This is a genomic window from Glycomyces salinus (assembly GCF_016428645.1).
GTDB classification, from domain to species: domain Bacteria; phylum Actinomycetota; class Actinomycetes; order Mycobacteriales; family Micromonosporaceae; genus Glycomyces; species Glycomyces salinus.
On sequence record NZ_JAELXW010000056.1, the window covers coordinates 20002 to 40925 of the forward strand.

The window sequence follows — 20924 nt, forward strand, 5'->3', positions numbered from 1 at the left end:
CTCGGTGATTTCCACAAGAATCCACATCTACTGGCGTTTCAAGGAGTCTCGGATATGTGCATACTGTGAAACATATCCGAACGCCGCAAGGAGGCACCGAGTGATCACACATCGCGTCCGCACGCACGCATCGCGCGAGGATCTGCCGCGAGAGGACGAGCTGGCCTGGAGGCTCGCCCAGGTCGCGGCCGACCCGGTCCCGGTCGGACCCGAGGTCGCCGAGATGATCGGGAACCGCGTCATCGACAACGCGGCCGTGGCGGCGGCCTCGCTCGCGCGCGCGCCCGTAGCGAACGCGCGCGCGCAGGCGCTCGCCCACCCGTACTCGCCCGGTTCGGCCGTGTTCGGAACGGGAGCGGCGGTGAGCGCCTCCCCGGAGTGGGCCGCGTGGGCCAACGGTGTGGCGGTGCGCGAACTCGACTTCCACGACACGTTCCTGGCCGCCGACTACTCGCATCCGGGCGACAACATCCCGCCGGTCCTGGCCGTCGCCCAGCACCGCGGCCTCGACGGGCGCGCACTCGTGCGGGGGCTCGCCACCGGCTACGAGGTCCAGGTGGACCTGGTGCGCGGGATCTGCCTCCACGAGCACCGGATCGACCACATCGCGCACCTCGGCCCGTCGGCGGCGGCCGGGATCGGCACGCTCCTCGGCCTGGCCCCCGAGACGATCTACCAGGCGATCGGCCAAGCGCTGCACACGACCACCACGACCCGGCAGTCCCGCAAGGGCGCGATCTCCTCCTGGAAGGCCTACGCTCCGGCGTTCGCCGGCAAGATCGCCGTCGAAGCGGTCGACCGCACCATGCGCGGCGAGGGCGCGCCCGCTCCGATCTACGAAGGCGAGGACGGCGTCATCGCGCGCCTCCTGTCGGGCCCCGAAGCGGTCTACGAGGTGCCGCTGCCCGAACCGGGCGAGCCCAAGCGGGCCATCCTCGACACCTACACCAAGGAGCACTCGGCCGAATACCAGAGCCAGGCCCTGATCGACCTGGCCCGCCGCATGGCGCCCGAGGTCGGCGACGTCTCCCGCGTGAGGGAGGTCGTGATCCGCACCAGCCACCACACCCACAACGTGATCGGCACCGGCGCGAACGACCCGCAGAAGACCGACCCGGACGCGAGCCGCGAGACCCTCGACCACTCGATCATGTACATCTTCGCGGTCGCCCTCGAAGACCGCGAGTGGCATCACGAGCGCTCCTACACCCCCGAGCGGTCCCACCGCCGGTCGACGGTGGACCTGTGGCGGAAGGTCCGCACCGTCGAGGACCCCGAGTGGACCGCCCGCTACCACGACCCGGACCCCGACAAGCGGGCCTTCGGCGGCCGCGTCGAGATCACCCTCGACGACGGCACCGTCATCGCCGACGAGCTGGCCGTGGCCGACGCCCACCCGCGCGGCGCGCGGCCGTTCGCGCGCGAGCAGTACATCGCGAAGTTCCGGACCCTCGCCGAGGGCGTGGTGGCCGAGTCCGAGCAGGACCGGTTCCTCGACCTGGCCTGCCGCCTCGAGTCCCTGTCCGCCGCCGAGGTCCGCGCGCTCAACCTCGCCGCCTCCGCACTCACCGAATCGAACACGAAGGGGCTCTTCTGATGACGACCCGACCGACCCCGTCCCAGAAGCGGCGGCGGCTGCGCGAGGGCCTGGCCTCCGGTCGGCTTCAGCGCCTGCCGGGCGCGTTCTCGCCGCTGGCCGCGAAGGCGGTGGCCGACCACGGCTTCGACGGCGTGTACGTCTCCGGCGCGGCGCTCGCCGCCGACCTGGCGCTGCCCGACATCGGGCTGACCACGCTGACCGAGGTCGCCGGGCGCGGCGGTCAGATCGCCCGCGCCACCGGCCTGCCGACGCTGATCGACGCCGACACCGGCTTCGGCGAAGTATCGAACGTGGCCCGCACGATCGGCCAGTTCGAGGACGCCGGCCTCGCCGGCTGCCACCTCGAGGACCAGGTGAACCCGAAGCGCTGCGGGCACCTCGACGGGAAGGCCGTCGTGCCCGCCGACGAGATGGTCCGCCGGGTCGCGGCCGCCGTCAAGGCCCGCACCGACCCGGACTTCGTCGTCTGCGCGCGCACCGACGCCCGCGCGGTCGAGGGCCTGGACGCCGCGATCGACCGCGCCAAAGCCTATGTGGACGCCGGGGCGGACATGGTCTTCCCCGAGGCCATGCGCGACGAGTCCGAGTTCGCGGCCTTCCGCAAGGCGGTCGACGTCCCGCTGCTGGCCAACATGACCGAGTTCGGGGCGTCCCCGAACCTGACCGCCCGGCAGCTGGAAGACCTCGGATACAACCTCGTCATCTGGCCCGTCTCCAGCCTGCGGGCGGCGATGGGCGCCGTCGACGACCTGTTCTCGGCCCTGGCTGCCGAGGGCACGCAGGCGTCGGTGGTCGACCGGATGCAGACCCGCGCCCGCCTCTACGACCTGGTCGACTACGCCTCCTACAGCGCGTTCGACCAAGAGCTTTTCAACTTCGAGATTCCCGGGAGGGAAGCATGAGCAGTGCAGCCGAGACTCCGACGATCCACAAGGGCCTGGCCGGCGTCGTCGCGGACACCACCGCGATCTCCAAGGTCGTGCCCGAGTCCAACTCGCTGACCTACCGCGGCTATCCGGTCCAGCAGCTCGCCGCCTCCCGCTCGTTCGAGGAGGTAGCGCACCTCATCTGGTACGGGGAGCTGCCCGACGCCGACCAGCTCGCCCGCTTCACCGAGCGCGAACGCGCGCTGCGGGAAGTGACCCGTTCGACGATCGCCGTAATCGACCGCGTCCCCGACAACTGCCACCCGATGGACCTGCTGCGCACGGCCGTCTCCTGCCTCGGCGCCGAGGACCCCGCCGAGGACGACAACCGGCGGGAGGCCAACCAGGCCAAGGCCGAGACCCTGTTCGCCAAGCTCCCCACCGTGGTCGCCCACGCCCACCGGCGGCGCCAGGGCCTCGAGCGGATCGCGCCCGACCCGGAGTTGGGCTGGTCGGCGAACTTCTTCCACATGTGCTTCGGCGAGGTCCCGGCCCCGGAGATCCTGCGCTGCTTCGAGGTGTCGATGATCCTCTACGCCGAGCACTCCTTCAACGCCTCGACATTCACCGCCCGCGTGGTCGCCTCCACGCTCTCGGACATCTACTCGGCCGTAACCGCCGCGATCGGGGCCCTCAAGGGCCCGCTCCACGGCGGCGCGAACGAGGCGGTCATGCGCATGATGCTCGAAATCGACGACCCTTCGCGCGCCCGCGACTGGCTCTCCGAGCGCCTCGCCGCCAAGGAGCGGGTCATGGGCTTCGGGCACCGCGTCTACCGCGACGGCGACTCCCGCGTGCCGACGATGCGGACCGCGTTCGCCCAGATGGCCGCCCTGACCGACGGCGAGCGGTGGGTCGAGATGTACGACGAGCTCGAAGCCGGGATGCAGGAGGCCAAGGGGCTCAAGCCCAACCTGGACTTCCCGGCCGGGCCGGCGTACTACCTCATGGGCTTCGACATCCCGATGTTCACGCCGCTGTTCGTCATGTCCCGCGTCACCGGCTGGACCGCGCACATCATCGAGCAGCTCGACGCGAACTCCCTCATCAGGCCGCTCAGCGCCTACAACGGCCCCGACGAGCGCCCGGTGCCCGACCAGTCCTGAAACCCCCCCAGCGGCACCGCGATCCGGTGCCGACCCGATTGAAAGGGAGCATGTGAACGACTCGACCGACCTCGAAGCGCGCTTCGGGGCGCACAACTACCACCCGCTGCCGGTCGTCCTGACCGAGGGCGAAGGCGCCTGGGTGACCGACACCGAGGGCCGCCGCTACATGGACTGGCTCTCGGCCTATTCGGCGGTGAACTTCGGGCACCGCCACCCGAGGCTGATCGCCGCGGCCAAGGCGCAGCTCGACCGGCTCACCCTCGCGTCCAGGGCCTTCTTCACCGACCGGCTCGGGCCGTTCTGCGCCGAGCTGGCCGATCTGTGCGGTATGGACGCGGTGCTGCCGATGAACACCGGCGCCGAAGCGGTCGAGACCGCGATCAAGGCCGCGCGCAAGTGGGGCTACACCCGCAAGGGCATCCCCGAGGGGCGGGCGCGGATCGTGGTGTTCGACGGGAACTTCCACGGCCGCACCACCACCATCGTCGGCTTCTCCAGCGACGAGGACTCCCGCAGCGGGTTCGGCCCCTTCGCGCCCGGGTTCGACCTGATCCCCTACGGCGACATCGAGGCGCTGGAGGCGGCGATCGGACCCGACACGGCGGCGGTGCTGCTGGAGCCGGTCCAGGGCGAGGCCGGAGTCATCGCGCCGCCCGACGGGTGGCTGGCCGAGGTCCGGCGGCTGTGCGACGAGCATCGGGTGCTGATGATCGCCGACGAGATCCAGTCCGGACTGGCCCGGACCGGGCACACCTTCGCCTGCGAGGGCGAGCAGGTCCGCCCCGACATGTACCTGCTGGGCAAGGCGCTGGGCGGCGGGGTCGTCCCGGTCTCGGCGGTGGTGTGCGACCGGGAGGTGATGGACGTCTTCTCCCCCGGCACGCACGGTTCCACCTTCGGCGGCAACCCCGTCGCCGCCGCGGTCGGCAGCGAGGTCATCGCGATGCTGAAGACCGGCGAGTGGCAGCAGCGCGCCCGTGACCTGGGCAAGCACCTGGAATCGGCGCTGTCGGCCCTCCCGGGCGACCGGGTCGCCGACGTTCGCGTGCGCGGACTGTGGGCCGGGGTGGACCTGGCCGAGGGAGGCCCGTCGGCGCGGGAGGTGTGCGAGCGGATGGCCGCGCTCGGGGTCCTGTGCAAGGAGGCGCACGGGAAGACCATCCGCATGTCGCCGCCGCTGGTGATCGAGCCGTCCGAGATCGACCAGGGCGTCGCGGCGCTGCGGACCGCCCTCGACGGCTGACCGGAGCGAGGAGGCCATGAGACCGGGGCCCGGCCGGGTCCCGGTCTCGTATCTTCGGCCGTTTCAAGGGTTACCGACGAGTTCGGAAACTGGTAGATTCACGAGAATCTCTCTGATCCGGATCGGAGGCGCCCCTTGAGCCCGATACCCCGCCTGCCCGACGGATTCCATTGGGGAGTCGCGACCTCGGCGTACCAGATCGAAGGGGCCGTCCGCGAAGACGGCCGAGGAACGTCGATCTGGGACGCCTTCGTCGAATCGCCCGGAACGATCCGCGACGGCCACACGGCCGACACCGCCTGCGACCACTACCACCGGTACCCCGAGGACATCGACCTCATGCGGCGCCTGGGCATCGACGTCTACCGGTTCTCCATCTCCTGGCCCAGGATCCTGCCCTCGGGGTCCGGGGCCGTCAACGCGTCCGGCCTCAGCTTCTACGACCGTCTCGTGGACGCCCTGCTGGCCGCCGGGCTCACGCCCATGGCGACGCTCTTCCACTGGGATCTGCCTCAGGAACTGGAAGCGCTCGGTGGATGGCTCGACCGGGACACCGCGCATCGCTTCGGCGAGTACGCGGCCGTCGCCGCCGAGCACCTCGGCGACCGGGTGAAGCACTGGATCACCCTCAACGAACCGTTCGAGCACATGGCGCTCGGCTACGGGCTCGGCCAGCACGCCCCGGGCCGCACGCTGCTGCTCGACTCCCTCCCGGCGGCCCACCACCAGCTCCTCGGACACGGCATCGCGGCCGGGGAATTGCGGGATTCCGGGGCCGAACTGGTCATGCTGACCAACAGCTACTCCCCCGCCGCACCCGCCTCCGGGTCCGAATCCGACATCGCCGCGGCACGGGCCTACGAGGCCCTGCACCGCGGCCTGTTCACCGACCCGGTGCTGCTGGGCCGCTACCCGGACCTGTCGGCCTACGGCGTCGACGGCGCGGCGCTGCCGTTCGTCCAGGAAGGCGACCTGGCGACCATCGCGACGCCCCTGGACGGGCTGGGCGTCAACTACTACAACCCGACGCGCCTGGCGGCCCCCACGGCCGAATCGCCGTTCCCGTTCGAGATCGTCGAGTTCGCGAACGTGGACACCACCGACTTCGGCTGGCCGGTAATGCCGTCCGGCCTCACCGAGACGCTCGTGAGCCTCACCGAGGACTACCGCGAAGCGCTGCCGCCGCTGTGGATCACCGAGAACGGCTGCTCCCACCGGATCGAGCCGGACGCCGACGGGAACTTCGCCGACCGGTTCCGCATCGACTACCTGGAGGCGCACGTGCGCGCCCTGGCCGCCGCCGTCGACTTGGGCGCCGACGTCCGCGGGTACCTGGTGTGGTCGCTGCTCGACAACTTCGAGTGGGCCGAGGGCTACCACCAGCGGTTCGGGCTGGTGCACGTGGACTTCGACACGCTGGAGCGGACCCCCAAGGCGTCCTTCGACTGGTACCGCGAACTGATCGCCGGGCAACGCCGATGACCACCGCTCCGGAGGCGGTGCCCTCCACTCTGGCCGAACCTCGGCGCAAGGTCGGCCCGGCCTGGATCGGCGGGATCACCGCCGGGATGCTCGGCGTCTACATGGCCTTCTTCACCCCGATCCAGGTGCTGCTGCCGCTGCAACTGGCCGCGATCGCCCCGGAATCGAAGGTGGCCGCCTTCGGCCTGGTCACCGGGGCCGGTGCGCTGGTCGCGGTGGTGGCCAACCCGGTCGCCGGGGCCCTGTCCGACCGCACCACCGGCCGGTTCGGCCGCCGGCACCCGTGGACCCTCGGCGGGGTCGTCGTCGGCGCGGTGGCGCTGGCGATGCTCGGGACGCAGACGACGGTCGCGGGCGTCCTGATCCTGTGGTGCCTCGCCCAGGCGTCGCTCAACGCCGGCTACGCCAGCCTGAACGCCGCCATTCCCGACCACGTGCCGGTGCGCCAGCGAGCGACCGTCTCCGGTTGGATCGGTTTCCCGCAGGCGCTGGGACTGGTCGTCGGCGCGATCATCGTGACCATGCTGGTCACCGGCCTGGCGGCCGGATACCTGGTGATCGGCCTGGCCACGGTGGCGCTGGTGCTGCCGTTCGTGCTGACCACGAGCGACCCGCCGCTGTCCCGGGCGGACCGGAAGCCGGTCTCGTGGCGGTCCGTGCTCGCGGGCATGTGGATCTCGCCTCGTGCCCACCCCGACTTCGCCTGGGCCTGGTTCACCCGCTTCCTGGTCATGCTCGGCAACGCGACCGGCACGCTCTACCTGCTGTACTTCCTGCAGGACGCGGTCGGATACGAACAACTCTTCCCCGGGCACAGCGTCGACGAGGGCGTGCTGGTGCTGACGCTGATCTACACCACCGGGGTCATCGTCACCTGCGTGGCCGGTGGCGTGCTGTCGGACCGGATCGGCCGCCGCAAGATCCCGATCACCGTCGCCTCCGCCGTCATGGCCTTCGCCGCGGTGCTGCTGACGTTCTGGCACACCTGGCCCACGGCGATGGCGGCCGCGGCGATCATGGGCGCGGGATTCGGGGTGTACCTCTCGGTCGACCAGGCGCTCATCACCCAGGTGCTGCCGCAGGCCGCCGACCGCGGAAAGGACCTGGGCATCATCAACATCGCCAATACGGCCCCGCAGGTGCTCGGCCCGGCCCTGGCCGCCCCGATCGTCGCCGGTCTGGGCGGGTATTCGGGGCTGTACGCCCTGACCGCCGCCGTGACCCTGCTCGGCGGGGCCCTGGTCTGGAAGATCAAGTCCGTGCCCTGACCGGCGGTTCGAGACGTGGCGAGACTGAGGCGGATGACCGGCAGGAGTCCAACGGGCGACCGTCGGCGGTCGCACGTGAGCAGGGCTTCCAGTTCGCGCCGACGGGGCATCGGGCCATGACGGAACGCTAGGATTCCGGCATGGCAGCTGAGAAGATCGAAGCCTTCGAGAACGGAACGTACTATGTACCGGCCGGAGGGTGGGCGCTGTTCTTCACCTGGCTGATCGACTTCACCGTCTTCGTGTTGGGAATTCTGGCGGGCGTAGTGGCCATGGTGGCGGTCGACGCCTCGCGGCCTCTCAGCGGCGGAGCGGTCGTGCTGGGGATGGTCGTGCTGCTGTTCGCCGTGCCGCTGCTGTACGGCCTGTTCTACACCAACGGACGCGCCCTCGGCGCGCTGATCACCGGTACTAGGCTCGTTCGCTGCCGCGACGGCGGGCGGATCGGCGCGAAAGGCCCGTGGGCGATGGTGGTGCGCACGATACTGATGCCGCTGCTCTTCATCGGGATCGTCGCCGGAGCCGGGACGGTGAGTGGAGGCTTCAAGCGCGTCAGCATCGATGACGCGCGCACGCGCCGACTCCACGCCGAGCCGCGATCCGACCCTTTCCAAGGCGCCCGTCACCAATAGCGCCCGGCGGTCAGGACCGCGGCGGGGCGGTGGACTCTCTGACCACCAGTTCGGGGGTGGCCACGGAAGTTCGGGGCTGCTCCCCCTCCAGGAGCTGCGAGAGCAGTTTGAACGCGCGGGCGCCGAGGTCCTCGAAGTCCTGGTCCACGGTGGTCAGCGACGGCCGCCACAGCGACACCAGGGGCTGGTCGTCGAAGCCCACGACCGAGACGTCGGCGGGCACGTCCAGTCCGCGGTCGGTCAGCGCCCGCATCACGCCGAGGGCGATCTCGTCGTTGCCGCAGAACACGGCGGTCACGTCGTCCCGTCCGGCGATGCGCTCGCCCCAGCGGTAGCCGGAAGCGGCGTCCCATTCGGCGTACATCACCTGCGGGACCGGCGCCCCGGACTCCTTGAGCGCCGCCCGCCAGCCCTCGGTGCGGCCCGAGTGCTTGCCCTCGGTGGGGCCGGCCACGTGGTGGACGGTCCGGTGTCCCAGGCGCAGCAGGTATTCGACGACCCTGCGGCCGGCGGCCCGCTCGTCGATCAGCGCGGCCGGGACGCCGCCGGTGCGCCGCGAGCCGCCTCCGGCCACGACCGACGGCAGCCCCTCGGGCAGGGACCGGGCGGCTCGGATGCCGGCGCGGTCGAACTCGAGGACGATCGCTCCGGCGGTCGGCTGGGACAGGGCCAGGTCGATCGCGTGATGGACGTGGGCGTCGTCGGCCGACTCGACGACGGTGATCGAGACCGACATTCCCACGCGGCGGGCGGCGTTCTCGATGCCTTCGAAGGTGCGGGAGTAGCCGTAGTTGACGGTGGCCCCGGTCAGGACCGACACGAGGGTGCGCTGGCTCGATCGCAGCGAGCGCGCCGCGCCGTTGGGGCGGTATCCGAGGGTCTTGACCGCGTCGTTGACCCGCCGCGCCAGCTCGGGGTTGACGTACTTGGAGCCGTTGAGCACCCGCGAGACGGTCGGCACCGAGACAGCGGCCTCTCTGGCGACGTCGGCTAGGACTGGGGCGCGGTAGGGCTTCGAGGAGGTCATGGTCACGAGGATACGAGTACCGGGAAATCTCCGGGAACCGACCCCGTCCTTTGGGATTCTCGTTTTCCTGAAGTTCGGCCTCCAGCAGTGGCGACGCAATGATCGGATATCGTTATCCAAATGTTTCCCGTACCAGTACTACCTGCTATTTTATCGATTGCGCGCCGCGAGACGAACGTATTTCAGGCAGGTTCCACTTTGACTACCATTGACCGTTGTCAATAATGGTGATAACGTTCTCCTCCGAAGTTCGCGGACGTGACCGTCCTCATCGGCCCACACTCGCGCCTTCAACCCTTCGAACAAGCAGTCAACTTCATCAACGTCGCTAGGAGGACCCCTCACATGGTCGAATTCTCACGTCGCAACTTCCTCGGCGCCCTTGGCGTCGGGGCCGGTGGCATGGTCACCGGCTCGGCACTGGCCGGTTGTTCTGGCAGCAGCGGATCCGCCGGCGGGGGCGGCGACTTCGAGCTGCCCACCTACCAGGCCGCGCCACCCGTCGAGGTCGAGCCGTTCTACACCAGCGACACCCCGGGAATGATCCCGATCTACACCGAAGCGCCGCAGACGTTCTTCAAATCGGTCGACAGGGAGCCCGGTTCGGGCGGCACGGTCACCACGTTCCAGCTCACCTGGGGAGATCCGTCCAAGCCGCTCGACGAGAACCCGTACTGGCAGGAACTCAATGAGCGGCTCGGTGTCAGTTTCGAGCCGCAGTTCGTGCCGCAGCCGGTCTTCGCCGAGAAGTTCTCGACCATGCTCGCCTCCGGCGATATCCCCGACCTGGTGTTCGTCAACGACCAGGACGCGAGCAACCTCCAGGGGATCCGCGACGGCGCCTTCGCCGACCTGTCCGAGGTCCTTTCCGGTGACAACATCCTCAAGTGGCCCAACCTGGCCGCGCGCAAGGAGAACATCTGGCGGGCCAGTCTCAAGGACGGCCGCATCTACCAGATCCCCTCGCTGGTCCCGCCGATCACCAACTTCCCGATCATGCGGGTGGACCTGCTCGAGCAGACCAGCGTGGGCCTCGCCCCGACCGACGCCGACCAGTTGCTGACCATGCTCAAAGAGGTCAGTGCGCTCGGCGAGGACTCCGAGGGCCGGAAGGTCTACGGCGTCAATCTGTACGACCCGATCATGTGGCGCCGCCTGTTCAAGGTCGGCGCGGACTGGCAGCTGAACGGCGACGGAAAGCTGCTGCACTCGATCGAGACCGGGAACTACCGCGAGATGCTCACCTGGCTCGCCCAGGCCTGGGACGAGGGGGTGTTCGATCCGGTCGCCATGACGACCAACGCCGCCGACATCGTCTCCGGCGCGGGCCTCACATGGACGCATCACGGCGAGTTCCTCGGCGCGGACGGCCTGGCGCAGCGGGAGAGCGACCTGCCGGGCGCGAAGTACGACTTCTTCGACCTTCCCGGTTTCGACGGCACCGGCCAAGTCGTGGTTCAGAACATCCCTTACGGCCGCTCCACCTGCCTGTCCTACCAGCTGCTCGACGACGAGGACCGGCTCACCGAGGTGCTCAACGTCCTCGACTACATCTCGGCTCCCTACGGTTCGGAGGAGCACCTGTTCGTCCAGAGCGGCATCGAGGGCCACAACTTCGAGTTCGACGAGAACGGTCTGCCGGTCCGAATGGAGGAGAACGCCACCGAGCTCGGCGTGCAGTACGTCGCGGTGGACTCCGGCGAGCAGTCCTGGCGCGGCTATCCGTCCAACTGGGGATGGGCCGAATCGTTCGCCCAGGTGATGGAGAGTGCCGCCGAGCACTCGATCGTGCGCGATCTCGAGGGCCTGGAGACCGAATCGGACACATTCGTCAGCAAGGGGGTCCAGCTCAAGGAGATGCTGGAAGACTTCGAGCGCGGCGTGGTGACCGGGCGCGAGAGCGTGGACGACTTGGACTCGTTCATCGCCGAGTACATGTCGGCGGGAGGCGAGCAGATCCGCACCGAGTACACCGACGCGCTCGAGAGCGGCGACCAGTGACAGTGAAGACGACCGCCGTCCCCGAGCAGCGCGGCGCCGGCCGCGCCTCGGGGGCGGCCCCCAAGCGCCGCAAGGCCACCCTCCGCCAGCGGATCTGGCGCGAACGGTGGATGTACACCTTCATCGCGCCGGGCGCGTTGTTCTTCCTGGTGTTCGCGTACGTGCCGATGCTCGGCAACGTCGTGGCCTTCATGGACTACTCGCCGTTCCGCGGCTTCTCGGGGTCGCCGTGGGTCGGCATGCAGAACTTCGTGGCGATCTTCAACGACCCCGAAGTCGTCACGGCCCTGCGGAACACCTTGGTCATCGCGTTCCTGCAGCTGATCTTCGCGTTCCCGGCCCCGATCGCACTGGCGCTGCTGCTGGACTCGCTGATGTCGAACCGGGTCAAGCGGATGGTCCAGACCGTGGTCTACCTGCCGCACTTCCTGTCCTGGGTCATCATCATCTCGGTCTGGCAGCAGGTCCTCGGCGGGGGCGGCCTGGTCGCGAACCTCCTGTCCGGCTGGGGCATGGGCGGTTTCGACGCCATGACCAACGCCGACACGTTCAAGCTCCTGGTGGTCGCCCAGGCCATCTGGAAGGACGTCGGCTGGGGAACGATCATCTTCTTCGCGGCGATCGCCGGAATCCCGCAGGACCGCTACGAGGCGGCCGCGGTCGACGGCGCCTCTGCCTGGCGCAGGATATGGCACGTCACCCTGCCCGGGATCATCCCGGTCACCACGCTGCTGCTGATCCTCAACCTCGGCAACATCCTCACCGTCGGGTTCGAGCAGCTCCTGCTGCAGCAGCCCATGGTCGGGGCCGACGCGGCCCAGGTCTTGGACACGTTCGTGTACTTCCGCGGCGTCCTCGGCGGTGAATGGGGCGTGGCCACGGCGGCGGGCCTGCTCAAGGGGGCTATCGGCACCGTTCTGGTGCTGAGCGCCAACAAGATCGCCAAGAAACTCGGTGGAGAGGGGATCTACTGATGTCCACTGCGACCGCTGAACTGCCCAGGGAGGTGCGGCAGCGCCGCAAGGCGGGACTGCCGCCGTGGCTGAACCCCGCACCGCTGTGGCTCCGGGGGATCAAGGCGGCGGTGATCGTCGCGATCGTGGTCACCATGCTCTATCCGCTGGTGTACGTGATCGCGATGAGTTTCGCCTCGCCGCAGCAGGCGCGGGCCGGGGTCGTATTCCCCACCGAGTACTCCCTGGACGCCTACCGCGCGATCTTCAACGGCGGAACGGTCGTGACCGGCCTGCAGAACTCGCTGTGGGTGACCGTGGTCGGCACGTTCCTGTCCCTCACCGCCTCGGCGATGCTCGCTTGGGGACTGAGTCGCACCAAGGACGTGCCCGGCTCGAAGTTCATCCTCATCATGGTGCTGGCGACCATGTTCTTCAGCGCCGGAATCATCCCGAACTTCCTGCTGGTCAAGTCGCTCGGGCTGCTGGACTCGCTGTGGAGTCTGATCATCCCGGGCCTGGTGTCGGCGTTCAACATGATCGTGATCCGCAACTTCTTCATGAACCTGCCGACCGAGTTGATCGAGGCGGCCCGCATCGACGGAGCCGGCGAGTGGCGGATCTTCCTGCGCATCGTCCTGCCGCTGTCGAAACCGGTGCTCGCGGTCATGGGCCTGTTCTACGCCGTCGGCTACTGGAACACGTACTTCAACGCGCTGCTGTACATCAACGACGCCGAGAAGTGGCCGATCCAGGTCGTGCTCCAGCAGTACGTGCTGGCCGGAGTGAGCATCCCGGGCGCTACCGTCTCGCCCGATCAGCCGCCGCCTCCGGGGATCACGCTCCAGATGGCCGTCATCGTCCTCGCCACCGTCCCGATCCTGCTGGTCTACCCGTTCTTGCAGCGGTACTTCACCAAGGGCGTCCTCACCGGAGCCATCAAGGGCTGACAGAGGTCGGCAGATCCCGGGCCCCGGCGGCCGTGGAAAGGCGACGTGGGTCCGGGGTCGAGTTCACCGAAGGCGTGCTCGGGCCGCCGCGAGGCGGGCGGCCGCCGGTGCCGCCGGTCCTGCAACATTGATGGCGGCGTTGGGCCAGGCGGTCGCCAGCCGGGCGCTCACGCCTTCGCGGACCTGTCGGCTCCGGAGCAGGACGCCGCCGGCGAGCACGATCGGGTCGGTCTCGTCCGCGCCTCGGACCCTCGCCACCGTGGCGGCGAGGTGGTCGGCCGCTTCGGCGAGGATCGACGCCGCCAGTTCGTCTCCGGTCTCGGCGGCCCGGTCGACCAGTGCCGCCAGGCGGGCCAGGTCGCGATGGGGCCGGCGGTACACGGCGCGGGCGAAGTCGTCGGCCGTCGGGTGCGGTGCGCCCGTGACCGCTTCGGCCACCGTCTCGGCCAAGCGGCTCGGCCCGGCCGCCTCCTGGAGGCTCGACGCGGTCAGTGCAGCGGCGCGGCGGCCGATCCAGAAGCCCGAGCCGCGGTCGCCGAGGAGCCAGCCGAGCCCGTCGCTCACGCGGGTCAGTTCCTCTCCCGCCACCGTCGCGGCGGCCGCGCCGGTCCCGGCGATGAGGACGGTCCCGTTCGGACTGTCGGTTCCGGCGGCGAAGGCGATCACCGCGTCACCGACCATCCGCGCCTCGCAGCGCAGGCCGATCGACTCCAGGGCGCGACGGAACGCGGCGTCGGTCTCGGGGTTCGAGCATTCGCTGACGCCGGCCAGGCCCAGGACGGCGGCCTGTACGCGGACCGGGTCCGCCCGGCCGAGCGCCTCTCGCGCGGCCTGGGCTACGGCCGCCACCGCCTGCTCGAGCGGGGCGCTGAGCGGGTTGCCCGGTCCCGCCCGCCCCTCGCCGGCGAGGTCGCCGCCGAGTGTGGCGACGACCGCGCGGGAGGCGGTCCCGCCGATGTCCATGCCGAGTGCCAACGGCTCCATGTGCTTCTCCCAGCGGTGCGGGCGCGCCGGAGCGCGCCCGCACGTTCATCGGTTCAGGTCAGCATGCACCGAGGTCGGTCCATTGCGGGGTCCAGCCGGGCTCGGACCCCTGTGTCCACCAGTTGGCCCGCCACAGGTGCGGGCCGTCGCCGGACTTCGGTCCGGCGGGGTCGCCGCCCGCGCTGCGCTCGTGGACGACCGTGTCGCCCTCCACGTAGACCGAGTCGAAGTCCCAGGCCGTGGCGCTGTCGCAGTCCTGGCCGCCGGTCGGCTCATCGGTGGGGTCGTCGGTCGGGTCGTCCGTGGGGTCGTCGTCGGTCGGCGGGTCGGTCGGGGTCGGGCAGTCGCCGCCGCCGGAGCCGACGGTGTCGGTGTGGTCGACGCCGTCGACCCGGTAGCCCGCGACCAGGCTTTCGACCTCGGCCGGGCTGAGCACCTCGTCGGCGCTGTGGAGCAGGTAGTCGACCTGCTGGTTGTAGACGCTGGTCCCGCCGGAGTGCCCGGCGGTGTCGATGAACCACAGGTTGAAGTTGATCGACATCGGTGTCTCCGGGTAGTACTTGCCGCTGTGGTCGGCGACGAGCTGCCCGTCGATGTAGTACTTCACGTGCCCGTCGGAGACGGTGAAGACCAGGTCGTGCCAGCCGGCGAAGCTGGACCGCTGCGAGGTGTGGATGTTGTCGGCCACCCACGGGTCGGCCTGGTAGGTCTCCCAGGTGGTCTCGTAGAGGATCGGTCCCTGCTCGCCCCAGCCGCCGTTGGGCAGGTACTCGAAGTCGATCTCGCCGTAGTCGGGGTCCATCGGCGCGTCGAGCGGGGTGATGGTGAAGAACGTCTCGACGAGGTGGTCGCCGTCCTCGCCGCTGTCGGGGACGTCGGTGAACTTGACGCGGGCGGCGTAGGTGCCCTCGTAGAATTTGCGCTCCTGGAAGAACTCGGCGTGGCTCGTGCCGCCCGCCGTGCCGTCGGTGGCGGCCCGCAGTTGCAGGGAGTCGGCGCCGTCGACGGTCGGGAAGGAGACGTTCGAGGCGGGCCAGGAGGCGCCGGGGACGCCGGGGCCGCCTGCGTTGGTGCGCACGGTCCAGCCGCGCGCGTCGATGTCCGGGTCGCTCGCCGAGTCGTAGGCGAAGTCGTCGAACAGGACCTCTTCGCAGACGGGATCGGCGGCGGCGCCGGTCAGGTTGGTGAGGCTTACGGCGGTGACCGCGGTGGCCGCCGCGGCGGCGGCGGCCGCGAAGAACGCTATGCGGCGTTTGGATCTGGTGATGACGGACATGTCGAGCTCCCTCTCCTGATGAACTCGTTAGCGGACCGCTCCGGCGGTCAGGCCGGAGCGGATCTGTCGTTGGAACAGGACGTAGGCGACCAGCACCGGGAGGATCGCGATGACGAGGCCGGCGAACAGGCCGCTGAAGTCGCTGCGGTAGCCCTGGCTGACGGCCAGGGCCGCCAGTCCCTGGGCGAGGACGTACCGGTCGGGGTCGGGGTTGAGCACCAGTGGCAGCAGGTACTGGTTCCACAGGCCCAGGAAGTTGAAGATGCCGACGCTGACCATGCCGGGGCGGGCCATCGGCAGCATCACCTTGAAGAACGCCGACGCGTGGGAGCAGCCGTCGAGGAAGGCCGCCTCGGCGACGGCGGTCGGCAGCGATCGGAAGAACGCGTGGAGGAAGAACACGGTGAACGGCAGCGCGTAGGCGGCGTAGACGAGGATCAGGCCGTGGTAGGTGCCGAGCATGCCGAGCCGGTCGACCACGAAGAACAGCGGGACCAGCGCCAGGAACACCGGGAACAGCATCCCGGCGACGAGCGCGTAGTAGACGAGCCGGTTGCCGGGGAACTCGTAGCGCGCCAGGCAGTAGGCGGTGAGCGAGCCCAGCAGCATCACCAGCGCGAGCGCGCCGCCGACGACGATCAGGGTGTTGAGCAGGTACCGGCCGATGGAGGCCTCCTGCCAGGCGCGGGCCCAGTTCTCCCAGTGGAGCTGGCCCGGGATCGTCCAGGGGCTCGCGAAGATCTCGGCGTCGGTCTTGAGCGAGGACAGCACCGCCCAGGCCAGTGGCAGCGTCACCAGCGCCGCCCAGGCCAGCAGCGCCAGGTGCAGGAGCGGCTCGGTGGCGTGGCGTCTCATGCGGACTCCACCCGTTCGCGCCTGGTCGCCCTGAGCGCCAGCGCGGTCAGGGCCAAGGTGATGAAGAACAGGGTGACTCCCATGGCCGAGGCGTAGCCGAACTCCCCGTAGGTGAACGCGGAGCGGTAGAGGGTGAGGCCGATGACCTCGGTGGCGTTGTCGGGTCCGCCGGGCCCGACGGTCATGATCTGGACGAGCGCGAACCCGTCGAGGGCGAGGATGCCGAGGTAGACGTAGGCGACCTGGACGGTGTCCCACACGAACGGCAGGGTAATGCGGCGGAAGGTGGCCGCGCGCCCGGCGCCGTCGAGCCGGGCGGCCTCGAGGACGTCGCGCGGGATCGACTCCATGGCGGCGGCGAACAGGACGACGTAGAAGCCGACGGCGGCCCAGATCATGACCGCGATGACCGCGGGCAGCGCCCAGGCCGGCTCGGCGAGCCAGGCGCGGGCGAGGCCGCCGAGCCCGAGAGCCTCGAGCACCCCGTTGAGCAGCCCGTTCTTCGGGGTGTAGACGAACTGGAACAGGACGCCGAGGATGGCGACCGACAGCAGCTGGGGGAAGAAGTAGACGATCCGGTAGACGCCGGAGCCGCGCACGCCGCTGGTCGCCGCCCGGCCCATGGTGAGCATGGCGGCGAAGAACAGCGCCAGCGCGATGGTGGCCACCGGTACGACCAGGAGCATCAGGCCGTTGTTGCGGAGCGCGGCCAGGAACGCCGTGTCGCTCCACAATGAGGTGAAGTTGTCGAAGCCGACGTTGCGGGCCTGCCCGGACAGGCCGTTCCAGTCGGTGAAGGCCAGGTAGAAGGCCTGCACGTAGGGGGAGGCGACGAAGACGCCGTACAGCAGCAGGGGCGCGGTGAGCGCTCCGATGAGAAAGCGGGTTCTGCCGTGTCGCACGGTCGGCCTCCCTTCGGGGTCCGGTCAGCGCTCGTGCTTGGCGATCGAGTCGTCCGCGGCCACTTCGTCGGCCGTGGTCTGGATGCGGTCGGCCCACTGCTCGGGGTCGACTCTTCCGGTGAGGAGTTCGCCGGTGGCGTCGTCGACGGCCTTGGCCAGCGGGGCGTACCAGAGGCGGTACTTGAAGCCGAAGACGTCGTCTCCTGCGGCGTCGAGCGCGGCGGCGACCGAGCCCAGTCCCGGGGCCAGGTCGACGCCCTCGGTGGCGCCGCGCACGACCGGCAGGGCCTTGGCGGTCTCGGCGAAGCCGCGGGCGACGTCGGTCGAGAACAGGCACCTGAGGTATTCGAGGCCGCCGCGGGGGTTGGAGGCTTGGGCGGGGACGAGGAACGATTCGCTGCTGGCGACCTGGACGGCGCCGTCGGGCATGGCGTCGGCGGCGGTGAGGGCCGGCACCGGGCCCATCGCCATGTCGAAGCCGTCGGGAGTGACCTCCTGCTGCTCGCCTTCGAGCCAGGAGCCGCAGGGTATGAAGGCGGCCTCACCGTTGCACCAGGCGTTCTGGGCCTCGGTGTGGGACAGGGCCTCGGAGCCGTCCATGATGTGCCCGGCGGCTACGAGGCGGGCGATCGCGTCGGCGGCGGTGAGCATCGCGTCGTTCTTCCACGCGTCGGGTTCGAGGTTGTCGACGGCCTCGACCAGTTCGAGTCCTCCGGCCTTGGCGGCCATGGACTGGATTGGGTCCATCATGTACTCGGGGTATTTGCCCTGCCAGGTCCACGGCGCGATGCCGGCCTGTCGGATCTCCTCGCACAGCGACAGCATGTCGTCCCAGGTCGCGGGGTAGGTCCAGCCGTGGTCGGCGAACAGGGCCGTGGAGTACCAGATGCCCCAGGCGACCGTGGAGAAGTTGAGGAAGCCGACGCGGCCGTCGAGGGTGCCGTCCTCGACCACGCCGGGCATGAGGGTGTCGCGCACGCTCACCTCGGGCTCGTCGAGGCTGGGCGCGTCGAGGAGTTCGGCGAGGTCGTGGAGCTGGTCGGAGGAGGACAGCGCGGCGAGGTCGAGGCGCGCGGCGCCGGAGTTGTCGACCACGTCGGGCGGGTCTCCGGCGACGAAGCGGGGCTGGAGGGTCTCGGCGACCCGTTGGATGCCCTGGTGGTCCACTTCGGCTTCGGGGTGGAGGCCCTGGTAGAGGTCGGCGGCGTGCCTGGTGTACTCGTCGCCGTAGCCGCCGTCGAACATGACGACTTCGAGGTCGGCGTCTTCGGGGACGCCGAGCGGGTTCTGGTCGGTGACCGGGCCCGCGGCCTCGGGTTCGTCGCCGCCGCCGGCGGTGACGCAGCCGCCGAGCAGGCCGACCGTTCCGGCGGCGGTCGCCCCGTGCAGGAGCGTCCGTCTGGTGGTGTGGATGCTGTGGTCGTCGGGAGTCACGGTCATGAGGGGGTCTCTGCTTCCGGTGTCTCAGGCGGTGCGCCGGATGCGTCCGGCGTATCGCGCTTCCAGTTCGCTGTTGTGCTCGTCGCCGCCGGGAATGTTGGCCGACAGGTAGATCGGCGGCTTCTGCCCCTCGGCGAGGAGTCGTCCGACGGTCTCGGCGACGACCATCTGGGCCAGGACGGCGCCGGTCACCGAGGAGACGGCGCCGACCGCGCCGCCGCCGGGGATCGGCATGGCGGCGTCGCCGTAGGGCGCGCCGTTGTCGAGGACCACGTCCGCCAGGTCGCTCAGGCGCAGGCCCGAGGGGTGGCGCGGCTCCGATCTGGAGCTGTGCTCGGTGGAGGTGAACGCGATCAGCCGGTGTCCGCGCTCCTTGACAAGGGCGGCCAGCTCGACGACGACGCCGTTGATGCCCGAGTTGGAGGCGAGGGCGAAGACGTCGGCCGGGTCGACCGGGTTGACTTCGAGCAGCTCGCGGGCGACGGCGGGGTCGCGTTCGAGCAGGGGGTCCGAGAGGGTCTCGCGGGGCCGGTCGCCGTGGAGGACCACGTCGCGCAGGGCGATGCGGTTGGACGGGACCAGTCCCCCGGCGCGGCCGGCGAGCTCCATGGCCAGGGCCTCGGAGTGGCCGCTGCCGAACGCCTGGAGCACGCCGCCTTCGTTGAGGCTCGCGGTGATCAGGTCGGCGGCTAGCCGGACGGCGTCGGCCTGGTCGCGGCCGACCCGCTGGACCGTCTCGGTGATCAGCGCCAGGTACGCCTCCGGGGTCGCCGGGGCCGGGGTCTCGCTCATTCGCGCTCCTTGGTCTTGTTGCGTCGGTTCGGTTCGGCTCCCTCGGCGAAGCGGTGCGCGTGCACGGCGCGGGCGGTGACTTCGAACGCCTCGGTGGTGCGCTCGAAGGTGCGCTGCGCGACCGCGACGTAGACGAGGTCGAGCACGAGCAGTTGCGAGTGGAGGGCGGACAGGGCGGCGAGGCGGAAGGTCGTCTCGCGGACGGCGGTGGTGAGCACCACGTCGGCCGCCTCGGCCATCGGGGAGCGGGCGAACGAGGTCACCGCGACGGTGAGGGCGCCCTGCTCGCGGGCCTCGGCGAGCACTTCGACGCATTCCCTGGTGCGGCCGCTGTGGGAGAGCGCGATGGCGACATCGCCGGGGCCCAGGAGCGCGGCGTTGGTGAGCGCGGAGTGGGCGTCGGCCCTGAACCAGCACGGGACTCGGATGCGTTCGAGCCGGAAGGCCATCTCGCGGGCGGCGGTGCCGCTGCTGCCCAGGCCGAACAGTTCGACGCGCTGCGCGGCGGCGACGGCTTCGGCGACGCGGTCGACGCGGTCCAGGTCCACTTGGGCCGCGGTCTCCTGGATCGCGCGGGAGTCGGCCCCGGCCACGATGGAGAGGACTCGGTCGAGGCCGTCGCCGGGTTCGATCTCCCGGTCGATGTCGGTCTCCCAGCGGGCCTGCGCGACGCGGCCGTTCTCGGCGGCCAGCGCCACGCGCAGGGCGGCGTAGCCGGGGAAGCCGAGCACGCGGCAGAAGCGGGTGACGGTGGCCGTGGAGGTCCCGGCCCGCTCGGCGAGGTCGACGATGGAGGCGCGGGCCGCGGCGTCGGGGTCGATCAGGATCTGCGAGGCCACCCGCCGCAGCGCATCGGGGAACGTGGGCAGTTCCGTCCTGAGACGGCCGATCACGCTCTGGTTGGTCATCGATACGCTCACCGAAATTCCTTTCATAAAAGAATCCTTATGAAGAAAATTACGATCGATGAGCGAGAATGTCAACCAGTTGGCAAAACAATTTTCATCTCCGGGTGCGGGCGCGGCCCGGTTTCGGCGGTGCCGCCTTCCGCCGATCCGGCACCGAGCGCAGGGGCCGGACCGGGGACCGCTCGCCGATCGGAGGGAACGGTCCCCCTCTGGTGGTCAGACCGCGCCGATGAGTTCGGGCAGGGCGCCGTCCCTGGTGTAGGCCGGAATGCGGTCCAGCGGGGCGTCGGCGGTGATCCACTGGCCGCCGTCGTGCCGGGTGCCGGTGTGCAGGTCGGTCCAGGTCGCACCGGCCGGGAGGTAGACGCCGCGGTCGGTGGCACCGGCTTCGAGGACCGGGGCGACGAGCAGATCGGGGCCGAACATGTACTGGTCGGCCAGGTCCCAGCAGGTCTCGTCGCCGGGGAACTGGTGGAACATGCCGCGCATGACCGGCTGCCCCGCTTCGTGGGCTTCGGCCATGAGGCGGCGGGTGTAGGGCCGCATGGCTTCGCGCAGGCGCACATAGCGGGCCAG

General features: G+C 70.0%; 19 protein-coding genes. 10 read left to right on the forward strand and 9 right to left on the reverse strand.

The genetic code is table 11. The features are described from left to right. Window positions 1-100 precede the first annotated feature (100 nt). From JFB92_RS16025 to JFB92_RS16055, 7 genes are all read left to right on the forward strand, one after another. A complete protein-coding gene (locus JFB92_RS16025; protein WP_199040935.1) occupies window positions 101-1597 on the forward strand; it encodes an MmgE/PrpD family protein in 1497 nt (498 codons plus the stop codon). Continuing rightward, on the forward strand, window positions 1597-2502 hold the full coding sequence (prpB, locus tag JFB92_RS16030) for a methylisocitrate lyase (RefSeq protein WP_199040938.1): 906 nt from the start codon (window positions 1597-1599) through the stop codon (window positions 2500-2502). Before JFB92_RS16025 ends, prpB begins: the two co-directional genes overlap by 1 nt. Next, on the forward strand, window positions 2499-3632 hold the full coding sequence (locus tag JFB92_RS16035) for a bifunctional 2-methylcitrate synthase/citrate synthase (RefSeq protein WP_199040941.1): 1134 nt from the start codon (window positions 2499-2501) through the stop codon (window positions 3630-3632). Before prpB ends, JFB92_RS16035 begins: the two co-directional genes overlap by 4 nt. A gap of 52 nt (window positions 3633-3684) precedes the next feature. After that, entirely contained in the window at window positions 3685-4878 is a 1194-nt protein-coding gene (gene rocD / locus JFB92_RS16040) for an ornithine--oxo-acid transaminase (RefSeq protein WP_199040944.1), read from the forward strand. Between the two features lie 135 nt (window positions 4879-5013). Further along, window positions 5014-6360 (forward strand): GH1 family beta-glucosidase, encoded by a 1347-nt coding sequence (locus tag JFB92_RS16045; protein ID WP_199040947.1) that lies wholly within the window; start codon window positions 5014-5016, stop codon window positions 6358-6360. Beyond that, window positions 6357-7628 carry an MFS transporter gene (locus JFB92_RS16050; protein WP_199040950.1) on the forward strand — a complete coding sequence of 424 codons (1272 nt, stop codon included), beginning with the start codon at window positions 6357-6359 and terminating at the stop codon, window positions 7626-7628. The genes JFB92_RS16045 and JFB92_RS16050 overlap by 4 nt, the downstream gene beginning before the upstream one ends. Window positions 7629-7768: 140 nt before the next feature. Next, the gene (locus JFB92_RS16055; RefSeq protein WP_199040953.1) at window positions 7769-8260 is read left to right on the forward strand and encodes an RDD family protein; all 492 of its coding nucleotides are present in this window, start codon (window positions 7769-7771) and stop codon (window positions 8258-8260) included. 10 nt (window positions 8261-8270) lie between these two features. On the opposite strand, the gene JFB92_RS16060 is transcribed toward JFB92_RS16055, so the two are convergent. Beyond that, on the reverse strand, window positions 8271-9287 hold the full coding sequence (locus tag JFB92_RS16060; protein ID WP_199040956.1) for a LacI family DNA-binding transcriptional regulator: 1017 nt from the start codon (window positions 9285-9287) through the stop codon (window positions 8271-8273). A gap of 345 nt (window positions 9288-9632) precedes the next feature. Here JFB92_RS16060 and JFB92_RS16065 point away from each other — a divergent pair, with 345 nt between their 5' ends. Genes JFB92_RS16065 through JFB92_RS16075 form a run of 3 tightly spaced genes read left to right on the forward strand, consistent with a single transcriptional unit; the run spans window position 9633 to window position 13191 of the window. Continuing rightward, entirely contained in the window at window positions 9633-11288 is a 1656-nt protein-coding gene (locus JFB92_RS16065) for an extracellular solute-binding protein (RefSeq protein ID WP_199040959.1), read from the forward strand. Then, window positions 11285-12262, forward strand: a complete 978-nt coding sequence (locus tag JFB92_RS25625) for an ABC transporter permease (protein WP_199040963.1) — start codon at window positions 11285-11287, stop codon at window positions 12260-12262. The genes JFB92_RS16065 and JFB92_RS25625 overlap by 4 nt, the downstream gene beginning before the upstream one ends. Continuing rightward, window positions 12262-13191, forward strand: a complete 930-nt coding sequence (locus JFB92_RS16075; protein ID WP_199040967.1) for a carbohydrate ABC transporter permease — start codon at window positions 12262-12264, stop codon at window positions 13189-13191. Before JFB92_RS25625 ends, JFB92_RS16075 begins: the two co-directional genes overlap by 1 nt. 63 nt (window positions 13192-13254) lie before the next feature. On the opposite strand, the gene JFB92_RS16080 is transcribed toward JFB92_RS16075, so the two are convergent. From JFB92_RS16080 to JFB92_RS16115, 8 genes are all read right to left on the reverse strand, one after another. Then, complete coding sequence (locus tag JFB92_RS16080) at window positions 13255-14175, reverse strand: N-acetylglucosamine kinase (RefSeq protein WP_199040970.1); 921 nt, start codon at window positions 14173-14175, stop codon at window positions 13255-13257. A 58-nt stretch (window positions 14176-14233) separates the two neighbouring features. Further along, window positions 14234-15451: a family 16 glycosylhydrolase gene (locus tag JFB92_RS16085; protein WP_199040973.1), complete on the reverse strand. Its 1218-nt coding sequence runs from the start codon at window positions 15449-15451 to the stop codon at window positions 14234-14236. 27 nt (window positions 15452-15478) lie between these two features. After that, entirely contained in the window at window positions 15479-16306 is an 828-nt protein-coding gene (locus JFB92_RS16090; RefSeq protein ID WP_199040976.1) for a carbohydrate ABC transporter permease, read from the reverse strand. After that, window positions 16303-17208: a carbohydrate ABC transporter permease gene (locus tag JFB92_RS16095; RefSeq protein ID WP_199040980.1), complete on the reverse strand. Its 906-nt coding sequence runs from the start codon at window positions 17206-17208 to the stop codon at window positions 16303-16305. The genes JFB92_RS16090 and JFB92_RS16095 overlap by 4 nt, the downstream gene beginning before the upstream one ends. A 24-nt stretch (window positions 17209-17232) precedes the next feature. Further along, complete coding sequence (gene ngcE, locus JFB92_RS16100) at window positions 17233-18648, reverse strand: N-acetylglucosamine/diacetylchitobiose ABC transporter substrate-binding protein (protein ID WP_199040983.1); 1416 nt, start codon at window positions 18646-18648, stop codon at window positions 17233-17235. Between the two features lie 24 nt (window positions 18649-18672). After that, complete coding sequence (locus tag JFB92_RS16105) at window positions 18673-19440, reverse strand: sugar isomerase domain-containing protein (protein WP_199040987.1); 768 nt, start codon at window positions 19438-19440, stop codon at window positions 18673-18675. Beyond that, window positions 19437-20348 carry a MurR/RpiR family transcriptional regulator gene (locus JFB92_RS16110; RefSeq protein WP_199040995.1) on the reverse strand — a complete coding sequence of 304 codons (912 nt, stop codon included), beginning with the start codon at window positions 20346-20348 and terminating at the stop codon, window positions 19437-19439. The genes JFB92_RS16105 and JFB92_RS16110 overlap by 4 nt, the downstream gene beginning before the upstream one ends. 216 nt (window positions 20349-20564) lie before the next feature. Beyond that, on the reverse strand, window positions 20565-20924 hold a 360-nt coding region (locus JFB92_RS16115), incomplete at its 5' end, for a glycoside hydrolase family 31 family protein (RefSeq protein ID WP_307789186.1).